The following is a 13,490-nucleotide window of genomic DNA, read 5'->3' as shown; positions in this document are numbered from 1 at the left end:
AAGATTTGAATAGAACAGAGAGAAAGTGATTATTGAAGAATCGATAGTCACTTTTTTGCATAAAATGAACGGTACGACAAAAATTTTGAATTTACTATTGCACATATAGACAAAAAAAATTATAATAAGAATCAAATGTACTGAGATAGATGGTGAATATATGTCGGATAAACAAGGGAAACAGATAATGAATAGAATGGAAGAAATGAAAGTGGATGATAATAACGTAAAAGCACCAGCAGATTTTACAAGTCCGGATATTCTTTATAATGAACTAATCGAAAGTGTTAGAAAATATCATCCTTCAACGGATATTTCTTTAATAGAAAAAGCATATAACGTGGCGAAAACTGCTCATGATGGGCAAGTTCGAAAATCAGGTGAACCTTATATTATTCACCCTCTTTGTGTTGCAATTATATTGGCAGAGCTTGAACTTGATAAGGAAACAATTGTTGCCGGACTGCTTCATGATGTGGTAGAGGATACCGTAATGACTACTGAAGAAATAGCAACAGAATTTAGCGAAGAAGTTGCATTACTTGTGGATGGGGTAACTAAATTAGGTCAGTTGTCCTATTCAAAGGATAAGGTTGAGGTGCAGGCGGAGAACTTAAGAAAGATGTTTTTGGCAATGGCAAAAGATATCCGGGTAATTTTGATTAAGCTTGCAGACCGCCTTCACAATATGCGGACACTAAAATACATGAAGCCTGAAAAGCAAAAGGAAAAAGCAAGAGAAACCATGGACATTTATGCTCCTATTGCACAAAGGCTAGGTATTTCCAAAATTAAAATCGAATTGGATGATTTGTCGTTAAAATATCTGGAACCGGAAGTTTATTATGATTTGGTAGAAAAAATCACTCTTAGGAAAAGTGAAAGGGAACAATTAGTTCAAGACATTGTAGATGAGGTCAGAACACACATTGAGAATGCAGGAATAGAAGCTAAAATTGACGGTAGAATCAAGCATTTTTTCAGTATATATAAGAAAATGGTGAATCAGGATAAGACACTGGAGCAGATATATGATTTGTTTGCAGTCAGAATTATTGTTGAAACAGTTAAGGATTGCTATGCTGCGCTTGGTATTATCCACGAACTATACAAACCAATTCCTGGACGATTCAAGGATTATATCGCTATGCCAAAGCCTAATATGTATCAATCCCTTCATACTACCTTGATTGGACCAAATGGGCATCCTTTTGAGATACAGATTAGAACTTTTGAGATGCACAGAACAGCAGAATACGGTATTGCTGCGCACTGGAAATACAAGGAAGCTTCTGACGGTAAGCATGTGGAGGAGCAGGAGGAGGCTAAATTAAGCTGGCTGAGACAGATTCTGGAATGGCAAAGAGATATGTCGGATAATAAAGAATTCATGAGCTTGCTAAAGAGCGATTTTGATATTTTTTCAGAAAATGTTTACTGCTTTACGCCATCGGGTGATGTTAAAAATCTACCAAACGGTTCAACACCAATAGACTTTGCATACAGCATTCATAGTGCAGTTGGAAATAAAATGGTAGGTGCCAGGGTTAACGGTAAATTAGTGACTATTGATTATGTCCTTCAAAATGGAGACAGAGTAGAAATTGTAACCTCACAAAATTCCAAAGGACCAAGTCGTGATTGGCTAAGTGTTGTTAAAAGTACACAGGCTAAAAGTAAAATAAACCAATGGTTTAAAAATGAATTAAAAGAAGACAACATCATTAAAGGCAAGGAAATGTTGATTCAATACTGTAAAACCAAAGGTATTACTTTAAGTGATTTGATGAAGCCAGAATATATGACAGTAATTATGCGCAAGTATGGTTTTAAGGATTGGGATTCAGTAAATGCGGCAATCGGTCATGGTGGGTTAAAGGAAGGTCAGGTCATTAATAAACTTGTTGAGGAATATGACAAGACACATAAGCGAGAACTGTCCGATGAAAAGGTATTGGAAAATGTAAGTGAAAGCAAGGAGAAAATACGTGTAGTCAAATCCAAGAGCGGTATTGTAGTCAAGGGAATACATGATGTTGCAGTTCGCTTTTCAAAATGCTGCAGTCCAGTTCCTGGAGATGAAATAGTTGGGTTCATTACAAGAGGAAGAGGTGTATCTATCCATAGAACAGACTGTGTTAATATTATAAATTTGACGGATACAGAAAGAGTCAGACTTATTGATGCGGAATGGCAGCAGTCAGATAATTCGGTGGGTAATGAAATGTACACAGCGGAAATAATGATATTTGCAAATAATAGATCAGGTATTTTGGTTGATATTTCTAAAGTATTTACAGAAACAAAGACAGATGTAACGTCTATGAATTGCAGAACTAGTAAGCAGGGCACTGCAAGTATATCAATTGCATTTGAAATTCACGGAAGAGATGAATTAAATCGAATTATTGATAAGCTAAGACATATTGAATCAGTCTTAGATATTGAGAGAACTACGGGCTGACAAAAAGGAGGAAGAAATGTCTATCATAGTTGAAAAATTCCCATTGGGAATGGTAAGAACGAATTGCTATCTGGTATATAATGTTGATACAAAAGAAGCAATTATAGTAGACCCGGCAGATAATGGTGCATATATTAAGAGTATAATAGAGGAAAAAGATCTTAATCTTCAGGCCATTTTGCTTACACATGGGCATTTTGACCATATTATGGCTGTTGCGTATTTAAAAGAAAACTATCAAATTCCAGTTATGGCTCACGAACAGGAAAAAGAAATATTAGAGGATCCGGCTAAAAATCTATCTGATTCTATGGGCGGAAACTTTTGTATCGTGAAAGCAGACAGGTTCCTAAAAGATGGTGAGATATTAGAGCTGTTAGGAACAAAAATAAAAACTTTGTATACTCCGGGTCATACGATTGGTGGTGTCTGCTATTTGTTTGAAAAGGAAAAACTGTTATTAAGCGGAGATACCTTGTTTAATGGCTCAGTAGGAAGAAGTGATTTTCCAACAGGAAGCACGTCGACCTTAGTAAGAAGCATTAAGGATAAATTATTTGTATTAGAAGACGATGTGATAGTATATCCGGGACATGAGGATGAAACAAGCATTGGACGTGAAAGGAAGTTTAACCCATATATAGGCTAAGCAAATTGAAAATAGCAATGATTAAGATACAGCAAAACAGAAGAGATTTTGAATATGATATATTTTCGCTTGTAAAAGCATTTTATCCGGATAAAGAGGCTGCTACATTTGTAGAAGAGGACAATAATAAGTCGCCGGATGAAATAGAAGCAGTGATAACGGTGAATTACGAGAATAATTCAGTTCGGATAGAAGCAGATGATAGCAATGGGAAGCATTTGATGCAGAGTGCTGATATTAATCTGGATTCCAGAGTGGAAGCCAAAAATATTATCAAGCATTTATTATATGATATACTAAGCCTATTTACAGGCAGGGTACTTGCGTGGGGTACCTTAACAGGGATACGTCCTACTAAAATCCCGGTATCTTTGATTGAAAGAGGAAAGACCGATGTTGAAGTCAGACAATACATGAAAGAGACTTATCAAGCTACGCAGGAAAAGATTGATTTAAGCATTGATATTGCGAAACGAGAGCTTAAAATATTAAAAGATATTGACTATAAAAATGGCTATAGTATTTATATTGGAATACCTTTTTGTCCAACGACATGCTTATATTGTTCCTTTACTTCTTATCCGATTGCAAAGTGGGAAAAGCGCGTAGACGAATATTTAGATGCGCTTTGTAAGGAAATTGATTATGCTGCCTCTGCGTTTAAAAACAGAACGCTGAATACAATTTATATTGGTGGAGGAACACCAACCACCCTGTCGGCAAAGCAACTGGATCGTTTATTGACAAAGCTTGAAACGTCATTTGATTATTTGGGACTATGTGAATTAACCGTTGAGGCCGGACGTCCGGATAGTGTTTCACAGGATAAATTTCAGGTGTTAAAGGCACATCGTGTTACCAGAATTTCAATTAATCCTCAGACAATGAACCAAAAGACGTTAGATATCATTGGGAGACGGCATACGGTAGAACAAATTCATACTGCGTTTCATATGGCAAGAGAAGCGGGGTTTGATAATATAAATATGGATTTGATTGTAGGGCTTCCGGACGAAGACATGCAGGCGGTCAAATATACGATGGAAGAAATTGTAAAGCTTAATCCTGACAGTGTAACGGTTCATTCTTTGGCAATTAAAAGAGCAGCCAGACTAAATATGTTTAAGGAGCTTTATAACGAATATGCAATAATAAATAATAACGAAATTATTGAAATGACAAAGGAATATGCGAAAAAGATAGATGCAACACCTTACTATTTATACAGACAGCAAAATATGGCTGGAAACTTAGAAAATGTTGGATATGCAAAGGAAGGCAAGGAAGGGATTTATAATATCTTGATTATGGAGGAAAAACAAACGATTGTAGCAATGGGGGCAGGTGCTTCCACAAAGATCGTTTTTCCAGATGGATTTCGAATCGAGCGAATTGAGAATGTAAAAGATGTTGATAATTATATAGAACGCATTGATGAAATGATACAACGAAAGAGCAGTTTTATAGAGTCAAATTTATTATGAGGAGACGATGAGTATGGATGCCTTGAACATATCGCCCCAAAAGGATGAGGTAATAAATAGTGACATGTACTATAATCTTGTGCACGGCATGTGTGTCAGTAATCTGGCATATCAAATTGCGAAAGAGCTTGATTTTGATGAGAGTAAATGTTATGAACTCGCGGAGGCTGGTATAGTACATGATATCGGGAAATTGAAATTGTCAAGCTATTTATACGGACGAGATGAAAATACATTGGCAGTAGAAGAGATGAAATATATCAGGATGCATTCAAAATTTAGTTATGATATACTAAAAAACAAGGATTATTCTGATTTTATATTGGAAGCGATCTTGTATCATCATGAAAATTTTGATGGAAGCGGTTATCCTGACAATTTGAAAGGGACAGAGATACCTTTTGGAGCAAGAATTCTAAGAGTGTGCGATGTGTTTGCGGCGTTGATTTCGGATAGACCATATAGAAGCGCATTTGATGTTAATACAGCGGTAGAACTTATGATAGAAGAGGTTAAAAATTTTGATATGCAGGTCTTTTTGGCATTTTTACGAGTAATAAACAGCGAGAATAGTATAAGCTTTTATGATATTTAAGGATAAATGTTAAAAATATTGATTATCTGATTTAAGAGCGGTTCTTTGCCGTTTTAAGATATATATTGGAGGAGATTATTATGATTACACAAGCACCAAGAGGAGTAGAGGACTGGTATGGTGACAGTATGCACAAAAGAAGTGTTATTGAAAAATTAGCAAGAGAATTAGCTGACACTTATAATATGAGTGAAATTATAACACCGATATTTGAGCATACCGTATTATTTCAGCGTGGCGTTGGAGAAACGACCGATGTGGTTCAAAAGGAAATGTATACGTTTACTGATAAAGGCAATAGAAGTATAACGCTCAAACCGGAGGGTACGTCACCTGTAATGAGAGCATATTTAGAGCATAATATGTATGCAGAACCGGCTCCGACAAAGTTATATTATGTAACACCGGCTTTTCGCTATGAGAAACCCCAAAGTGGAAGACTAAGACAGCATCACCAGTTTGGAGTGGAATTTGTAGGCTCTAAATCACCACTTGCCGAAGTGGAGCTGATTACCTTAATCACAACGCTGATAGGTAAATTGGGCTTAAAGGATGCTAAGCTTCACATAAATAGTATAGGATGTGCTAATTGCCGGAAAACGTATAATGAAGCGCTTTGTCACTATTTAAAGCAACATGAGTATAAATTATGTCCTACCTGCAAAGAGAGAATGCAAAAGAATCCTCTTCGTGTTATAGATTGTAAGGTAGACGCATGTAAGGAAATTGTAAAGGATGCACCAAGAACAATAGAATATCTGGATACGGAATGTAAGGAGCATTGGGAAGAGCTCAAGCTCTTATTAGATGAATTAAATATTCCTTATGAAATTGATACAGGAATTGTGCGTGGACTGGATTATTATACAAAAACAGTATTTGAGTTTGTAAATTCAGAAGGCTTCACACTTTGCGGTGGAGGAAGATATGATGGTTTAATTCATGAGATTGATGAAAAACAAGATATTCCATCTGTAGGATTCGGCATGGGTATTGAGAGAATTCTTTATTTTCTGGAAAAGGAAGGTGTAGAATTAGAACCGAAGAAGCCAATCCAGTTATATGTTGGAATACTTGGAAAAGAAGCAAAGGCAAAAGCATATAAGCTTGTGAATGAAGTAAGAAGCAATCAGATTATAGTTGAAACTGATTATATGGATCGAAGTGTGAAAGCACAAATGAAGTATGCCAATAAGCTTGGAGCAAAATATACGGTTATTATAGGTACGCAAGAGCTTGATGACAATCGGGCGAAAATAAAGGAAATGGATACCGGCGAACAGATAGAGCTTGCTCTTGATGAGATAGCAGAGTATATTATTAAGCAAAATAATTAAAAAAAGTTTACCAAAATGGCAGATAGACACTTATGTGTTTATCTGTATCGTTTTAAGAGCGGCACACAAAGAGAGGCAGAAAATAAACTTCCTGCTCATATAAAGAGCTTGTAAAGTCGCATGAATGGAGGAAATTATGGCAGAATCAATGAAAGGGTTGCATAGAACCCACAGATGTACACAGGTTACAAGTTCCAATATTGGAGAAGAAGTTATCGTAATGGGCTGGGTACAAAAAAGCAGAAATAAAGGCGGAATTATCTTTGTAGATTTACGTGACCGTTCCGGAATGATACAAATTATATTTGAAGCGGCAGATGTTAAGGCAGAAGGTTTTGCAAAGGCAGAAAAGTTAAGAAGTGAATTTGTAATAGCAGTAGTAGGAAAAGTGGAAGCACGTTCTGGCGCAGTAAATGAAAATCTTTTAACCGGAGATATTGAAATACGGGCAAAGGAAATTAGAATCCTTTCAGAGGCACAGACTCCTCCGTTTCCTATTGAAGAAAATTCCAAAACGAAAGAAGAACTTCGGTTAAAATATAGATATTTAGATTTGAGAAGACCGGATTTGCAAGAAAATATTATATTAAGAAGTAAGGCAGTAAATATTACTCGCACATTCCTTGCAGAAGAAGGATTTCTAGAGATTGAAACTCCAATTTTACAAAAGAGTACACCAGAAGGGGCAAGAGATTATCTGGTTCCAAGCCGTGTGCATCCAGGTAGTTTTTATGCTTTGCCGCAGTCTCCACAGTTGTTCAAACAGCTTTTGATGTGCTCGGGTTTTGATCGGTATTTTCAAATTGCAAAATGTTTTCGTGATGAGGATTTAAGAGCAGACAGACAGCCTGAATTTACACAGATAGATATGGAATTATCTTTTGTTGACGTAGATGATGTTCTTGATGTCAATGAAAGATTGCTAAAGAAGCTGTTTGATGAAACCATTGGAATTGATGTGTCACTTCCGATTCAGAGAATGACATGGCAAGAAGCAATGAACCGATATGGTTCGGATAAGCCGGATACTCGTTTTGGTATGGAATTAAAGGATGTATCAGAGACTGTGAAAGACTGTGGCTTTGGAGTATTTACAGGAGCTTTGGAAAATGGAGGCTCGGTAAGAGGAATTAATGCAAAGGGTCAGGGAGCAATGCCTCGTAAGAAGATTGATGCACTGGTAGCGTTTGCAAAGGACTTTGGAGCTAAAGGGCTTGCATATCTTTCAATCGGAGAGGATGGAAGTTATAAGTCTTCCTTTTCAAAGTTTATGACTGAAGAGGAATTAGAAGCTTTAGTAACCGCAATGGATGGTGAAAAGGGAGATTTATTATTATTTGCTGCGGACGTTAATAAAGTAGTTTACGATGTATTAGGTAATTTAAGACTTGAAATTGCAAGAAGCTTAGAATTAATCGATAAAACCAAGTATAATTTCTTGTGGGTAACTGAATTTCCTCTATTTGAGTGGTCTCAAGAGCAAAATAGATTGGTAGCCATGCATCATCCATTTACAATGCCAATGGAGGAGGATTTGGAATTATTAGATACCAATCCGGCCGCTGCTCGTGCAAAAGCTTATGACATCGTGCTTAACGGAACGGAAATCGGTGGCGGAAGTATTCGAATCTATCAGGATGATGTACAGGAAAAGATGTTTGAGCTTTTGGGCTTTACCAAAGAAGAGTCTTATGAGCGTTTTGGATTTTTGTTAAATGCTTTCAAATACGGGGTACCGCCACACGCAGGTCTTGCTTATGGATTAGATCGCTTGATTATGCTTATGGCGAAAGAGGACAGCATTAGAGATGTTATTGCATTTCCTAAGGTTAAGGATGCATCCTGCCTAATGTCAAATGCTCCAGATGTGGTGGATAAGAAGCAGCTAGAGGAGCTTGATATTGCATTAGTATCCAAGACAAAAGAATAAAGAATTATAAAGTATAAGACAGAACTTATATAGCTGGGTTCTGTCTTATGAATTTAATAAATACTTACTTTATTACAAAGGAAATGGATTATACTTTTCTTTCTATCAGTAATCTAAAGTTGCTTATTTCATCAGTAAATTCGCCAATCACCCATAGATATTAATTTTTATCTTCATAATTACGAAAACCTCGTTCAACCATCATACTCAGGCGTTTGAGACGAGAATTACAAAGTAGTATGCATGAATGAGCTGAATTTTACATATGATATTTTGCTAAGTTATTTACATAAATTGATAAAAGTAGAAATGCTAAGGCTTGCTTCTAACACGAATATCAAAGGGATACCAAGGACAAAGCTTTTATGTTTTGTTTTGTGGCGGAATAAATGCATTCCCATGTAAGAACCAATACTTCCGCCCAAAATAGCAATAAAAAATAAGTTCTCTTCTGGAATTCGATAGAGATGGTGTCTTGCTTTATACTTATCCATTCCCATAGAGATAAATCCAGCAATATTGATTAGACTAAAATATGCTATCATAATGTATGTAATAGTTGCCATAATGTATTCACCTTTCATAACGTAGAATAATGTTGTTAATTAGTTTTAAGCTAACCGCTTTATAGAATATAACATTTACATCGAAAATTATAACATATTAAAAATATTATGTCATACACAATGAGAATAAAATTGTAAGTTATATATTGAATCATAACAATTGCATTTATAAAAATATAAGTAAAAAAATGAAAAATTAGGTTGAAAAAAATGTAATAATATGGTATGTTATATAAGAAGTGAGGATTTAACCTCGTATTCTTACTAAGTATAAGTAAGGTACGTTGGCTTTACTAAGTATCCTTTTAACTTTTCAGTCTAACTTGATTGAGAAGTATGAGTGAAATGTCTGGAACATTCGTTCCACACTGCCTTTCGGCTGTGCATATGGTAATCTTTAATTAATCCCCAACATTTTACATCGATAGTATAAGTGTTATATATTGATTCATGTCACTTACTGTGTTAAGACAGTTATATAGCGATTATCAGTAGAAGATTTTGCAGTTCTAGTAGTTATAATAATCTAGTCAAGTATAAGCAGAATGAAAGATTAATACTTGTCAAGAATGCACCAGCAACAATCTTACCAGTACAGTTATTGAAGGCCTGTGAAGCTGTGTTATAAAATCACTAAATGCTTGGTGCTAAAAATCCATTTGAAATATCTTATTCATGTAGCAAGGGGAGAGCGCTGAAAAAGAATTTTATAAGAAGTGTGAATTTCTTAATTTCAATGTGATGATTTTTTGAGTAATATTCTTCGCTTTCTGTATCTCAGAAAGCAAACAGAAGGTAAAAAATATTCCTTCATCTGATATTTCTGAATGAGGCGGTTAACGGTTCGGACCGTATATCCGAACGTAACCGCTGCTATCTGTTTTGAGTCTGATACATAATTCACAACTTATAGGTTTATATAGTTTAATATAAATTATAAATTATTTAGATTTTTTAGAGTATAATAAATTAAATGCCAGAAAGATATTGACAAGTTACTGTTAGTGTACTAATATTGTACTTATAAAACGAACATAGGTTCGCATAAAAGGAGATTGTTATGGTTAAAGAAGATAAATTGAAAGCATTGGATGCGGCATTGGCTAATATTGAAAAGCAGTTTGGTAAAGGTTCAGTAATGAAGCTTGGAGATGCAGGTGCCAATATGAATGTGGAGACTGTTCCAACAGGCTCCCTGAGTTTGGATATTGCATTGGGGATGGGTGGAATACCAAAGGGAAGAGTTATTGAAGTATATGGACCTGAATCAAGTGGTAAGACTACAGTTGCTTTACATATGGTTGCCGAGATGCAAAAAAGAGGAGGCATTGCCGGATTTATTGATGCGGAGCATGCTTTGGATCCAGCATACGCAAAGAATATTGGTGTCGATATTGACAATTTATATATATCACAGCCTGATAATGGTGAGCAGGCTTTAGAAATAACTGAAACAATGGTACGGTCAGGAGCAATTGACATTGTAATTGTAGACTCTGTTGCAGCACTGGTTCCCAAAGCTGAAATTGATGGAGATATGGGTGATTCACATGTTGGCTTACAGGCGCGACTAATGTCACAGGCGCTTAGAAAGCTGACTGCAGTAATCAGTAAATCAAATTGTATTGTAATTTTTATCAATCAGCTTAGAGAGAAAGTCGGAGTTATGTTTGGGAGTCCAGAAACAACAACTGGAGGAAGAGCTTTGAAATTTTATTCTTCTATTAGACTGGATGTAAGAAGAATAGAGACTTTAAAGCAAGGTGGAGATGTAATTGGTAACAGAACCAGAGTAAAGGTAGTCAAAAACAAGATTGCTCCTCCATTCAAAGAGGCTGAATTTGATATTATGTTTGGAAAGGGGATATCAAGAGAGGGTGATGTTCTTGATTTGGCCGTTAATGTTGGTGCAATTAACAAAAGTGGTGCTTGGTATGCCTATGAAGGAGATAAGATTGGTCAAGGCCGTGAAAATGCAAAGATTTTTTTGAAAGAGCATAATGAGATTATGGATGCGGTGGAAATTAAAGTAAGAGAATATTATGGTCTTTTAGGCGAAAATAGTGAAAAACAGCTGACAGACAAGGCAGATGAGGAATAGATATGATAGTTACGGCAATGGAAGAATATATTAAGGGCAAATATAAAATATATTTAGATGAGCAGTTCGCGTTTGTATTATACAAAGGCGAACTGCGCCGTTTTATGATTAAATTGGGTCAAGAATTATCTGAATCTGAATATGAAGAGATAATAAATGAGATTATATTAAAACGTTCAAAAAGAAGAACCTTACATCTTCTTGAAAAAATGGACAGAACAGAACAACAAATAAGAAAAAAATTACGAGAGGGCTTCTATCCAGAAGATATCATTGATAAGGCAGTTGAATATGCAAAGAACTATCATTACATCAATGATTTCAATTATGCGACAAGATACATAGACTGCAAAGGAAGTGTAAAGAGCAAATTGGAAATACTGTCAGAGCTTAAACAAAAGGGAATCAATAAGGACATTGTTAATTCTATTTATGAAGAAGCAAATATAAATGAAAAGGAAGTATTAGTAAGTCTTATTAAGAAAAAATTAGGTGATAATAATACGCCAGATAAGAATCAAGTAAGAAAATTGATGACATATTTTAGCAGAAAAGGTTTTAGAATGGAAGATATTAACAAAGCAATTTTAAGCATTTATAATATTTCAAATGAATATTATGCATAAAAGCGTATAAATATAAAAACAATATTGCCTATGACAGACATAAAAAAAAGTTATGTCTACTTGACATAATGTTTAAAACAGTATAAAATTTAAGTATTGTATTTTGTACAATGAAAACTAAATAAGGAGGTGCTCCTGTGTCAATAGCTGCTATTATAATAGTTGCTGTAATTATCACGCTGATTGTAGCTGTTCCTATTACTTGTATTGCTGCAATTTCCTATAGAAAAAAGATTGTTGAAAAGAAATTGGGAGATGCAGAAGAAAAATCAAGAGAAATAATAGATGAAGCAATTAAGACTGCGGAAACAAAAAAACGTGAAGCTTTACTTGAGGCAAAGGAAGAGTCACTCAAGACAAAAAATGAGCTCGAAAGAGAATCAAAAGAAAGAAGAGCAGAAATACAGCGTTATGAGAGACGTGTTCTATCTAAAGAAGAAGCTTTGGATAAAAAAGCTGAAGCCATCGAGAAAAGAGAAGCTGGATTTGCAGCCAAAGAAGAAGAATTAAGTAAGCAAAAGCTAGAAGTTACAGAATTGCATGAAAAAAGGGTACAGGAACTAGAAAGAATCTCTGGACTTACCTCCGAACAAGCAAAAGAATATCTTTTGAAAACTGTTGAAGATGAAGTGAAACATGATACTGCTAAGCTAATTAAAGAATTAGAAAGCAGAGCGAAAGAAGAAGCAAACAAAAAAGCAAAAGAATATGTAGTAACGGCAATACAGAAATGTGCTGCCGATCATGTAGCTGAAACTACAATATCTGTAGTTCAACTTCCTAATGATGAAATGAAAGGTAGAATTATAGGTAGAGAAGGTAGAAATATCCGTACTTTGGAAACTATGACTGGAGTGGATTTGATTATTGATGATACTCCTGAAGCGGTTATTTTATCTGGATTTGATCCTATTAGGAGAGAAGTTGCGAGAATCGCACTTGAAAAACTTATTGTTGACGGACGTATTCATCCGGCCAGAATTGAGGAAATGGTAGAGAAAGCTCAAAAAGAAGTTGAAGTGATGATGCGTGAAGAGGGAGAAGCGGCAACGCTAGAAGTTGGAGTTCATGGAATACATCCTGAGCTTATCAGATTACTTGGTAAGATGAGATTTAGAACAAGCTATGGTCAGAATGCTTTAAAACATTCTATCGAAGTAGCACATTTGTCAGGTCTATTAGCATCAGAAATTGGTGTTGATATAAGAATGGCGAAGAGAGCAGGTTTACTACATGATATTGGTAAAGCTGTAGATCATGAAATGGAAGGCTCACATATTCAATTGGGTGTTGACTTGTGTAGAAAATACAAAGAATCACCAATCGTTATTAATGCAGTAGAATCACATCATGGTGACGTTGAACCTGAGACACTAATTGCATGTTTGGTACAGGCTGCAGATACAATTTCTGCTGCAAGACCTGGTGCAAGAAGAGAAACATTAGAAACGTACACAAACAGATTGAAACAACTTGAAGATATCGCTAATGTATATAAGGGCGTTGACAAATCTTTTGCAATTCAAGCGGGAAGAGAGATTCGTATCATGGTAGTTCCGGAGCAGGTGACAGATGCTGATATGGTACTTATGGCAAGAGATATTTCTAAACAGGTTGAGGCTGAGTTAGAGTATCCTGGTCAGATAAAAGTCAATGTAATTCGTGAATCACGAGTAATTGATTACGCAAAATAGTTTGTTGGAAAGTCTTATAAACGTAGTTGTTTATAAGACTTTTT

At 35.5% G+C, this 13,490-nt stretch carries 10 protein-coding genes; 9 read left to right on the top strand and 1 reads right to left on the bottom strand.

The genetic code is table 11. From position 1 onward, the window contains the following. Positions 1-187 precede the first annotated feature (187 nt). The 6 genes from C8E03_RS03195 to aspS all read left to right on the top strand — a co-directional run bounded on the left by C8E03_RS03195 (position 188) and on the right by aspS (position 8,459). Positions 188-2,464, top strand: a complete 2,277-nt coding sequence (locus tag C8E03_RS03195; protein ID WP_110290402.1) for a RelA/SpoT family protein — start codon at positions 188-190, stop codon at positions 2,462-2,464. Between the two features lie 16 nt (positions 2,465-2,480). After that, positions 2,481-3,113 (top strand): MBL fold metallo-hydrolase, encoded by a 633-nt coding sequence (locus tag C8E03_RS03190; RefSeq protein ID WP_207657777.1) that lies wholly within the window; start codon positions 2,481-2,483, stop codon positions 3,111-3,113. Between the two features lie 5 nt (positions 3,114-3,118). Then, positions 3,119-4,597 carry a coproporphyrinogen dehydrogenase HemZ gene (gene hemZ, locus C8E03_RS03185; RefSeq protein WP_330410671.1) on the top strand — a complete coding sequence of 493 codons (1,479 nt, stop codon included), beginning with the start codon at positions 3,119-3,121 and terminating at the stop codon, positions 4,595-4,597. 13 nt (positions 4,598-4,610) lie between these two features. Further along, on the top strand, positions 4,611-5,192 hold the full coding sequence (locus C8E03_RS03180; RefSeq protein ID WP_242993355.1) for an HD-GYP domain-containing protein: 582 nt from the start codon (positions 4,611-4,613) through the stop codon (positions 5,190-5,192). 80 nt (positions 5,193-5,272) lie between these two features. Then, positions 5,273-6,529: a histidine--tRNA ligase gene (gene hisS / locus C8E03_RS03175; protein WP_110290268.1), complete on the top strand. Its 1,257-nt coding sequence runs from the start codon at positions 5,273-5,275 to the stop codon at positions 6,527-6,529. A gap of 136 nt (positions 6,530-6,665) precedes the next feature. Next, positions 6,666-8,459, top strand: a complete 1,794-nt coding sequence (gene aspS / locus C8E03_RS03170; protein WP_110290267.1) for an aspartate--tRNA ligase — start codon at positions 6,666-6,668, stop codon at positions 8,457-8,459. A 281-nt stretch (positions 8,460-8,740) separates the two neighbouring features. On the opposite strand, the gene C8E03_RS03165 is transcribed toward aspS, so the two are convergent. Beyond that, a complete protein-coding gene (locus C8E03_RS03165; protein WP_242993354.1) occupies positions 8,741-9,025 on the bottom strand; it encodes a DUF1294 domain-containing protein in 285 nt (94 codons plus the stop codon). Between the two features lie 1,060 nt (positions 9,026-10,085). On the opposite strand from C8E03_RS03165, the gene recA reads away from it, so the two are divergent. The 3 genes from recA (at position 10,086) to rny (ending at position 13,446) form a co-directional block, all read left to right on the top strand. Further along, on the top strand, positions 10,086-11,126 hold the full coding sequence (recA, locus tag C8E03_RS03160; RefSeq protein ID WP_094376870.1) for a recombinase RecA: 1,041 nt from the start codon (positions 10,086-10,088) through the stop codon (positions 11,124-11,126). A 2-nt stretch (positions 11,127-11,128) separates the two neighbouring features. Beyond that, the gene (locus C8E03_RS03155; protein WP_094376869.1) at positions 11,129-11,752 is read left to right on the top strand and encodes a regulatory protein RecX; all 624 of its coding nucleotides are present in this window, start codon (positions 11,129-11,131) and stop codon (positions 11,750-11,752) included. 143 nt (positions 11,753-11,895) lie between these two features. Beyond that, positions 11,896-13,446 (top strand): ribonuclease Y, encoded by a 1,551-nt coding sequence (rny, locus tag C8E03_RS03150; RefSeq protein WP_094376891.1) that lies wholly within the window; start codon positions 11,896-11,898, stop codon positions 13,444-13,446. Positions 13,447-13,490: the final 44 nt, after the last annotated feature.

This window comes from Lachnotalea glycerini (genome assembly GCF_003201285.1).
In the GTDB taxonomy this organism is placed as follows: Bacteria; Bacillota; Clostridia; order Lachnospirales; family Lachnospiraceae; genus Lachnotalea; species Lachnotalea glycerini.
The sequence above is the reverse complement of the archived record's forward strand: the minus strand, read 5'-3'. Positions and strand labels throughout refer to the sequence as shown.

Coding starts and splice junctions, on each gene's coding strand:
- C8E03_RS03195 (WP_110290402.1), top strand. CDS start 188: ATGAATAGAATGGAAGAAATGAAAGTGGATGATAATAACGTAAAAGCA.
- C8E03_RS03190 (WP_207657777.1), top strand. CDS start 2,481: ATGTCTATCATAGTTGAAAAATTCCCATTGGGAATGGTAAGAACGAAT.
- C8E03_RS03180 (WP_242993355.1), top strand. CDS start 4,611: ATGGATGCCTTGAACATATCGCCCCAAAAGGATGAGGTAATAAATAGT.
- hisS (WP_110290268.1), top strand. CDS start 5,273: ATGATTACACAAGCACCAAGAGGAGTAGAGGACTGGTATGGTGACAGT.
- aspS (WP_110290267.1), top strand. CDS start 6,666: ATGGCAGAATCAATGAAAGGGTTGCATAGAACCCACAGATGTACACAG.
- C8E03_RS03165 (WP_242993354.1), bottom strand. CDS start 9,025: ATGGCAACTATTACATACATTATGATAGCATATTTTAGTCTAATCAAT.
- recA (WP_094376870.1), top strand. CDS start 10,086: ATGGTTAAAGAAGATAAATTGAAAGCATTGGATGCGGCATTGGCTAAT.
- C8E03_RS03155 (WP_094376869.1), top strand. CDS start 11,129: ATGATAGTTACGGCAATGGAAGAATATATTAAGGGCAAATATAAAATA.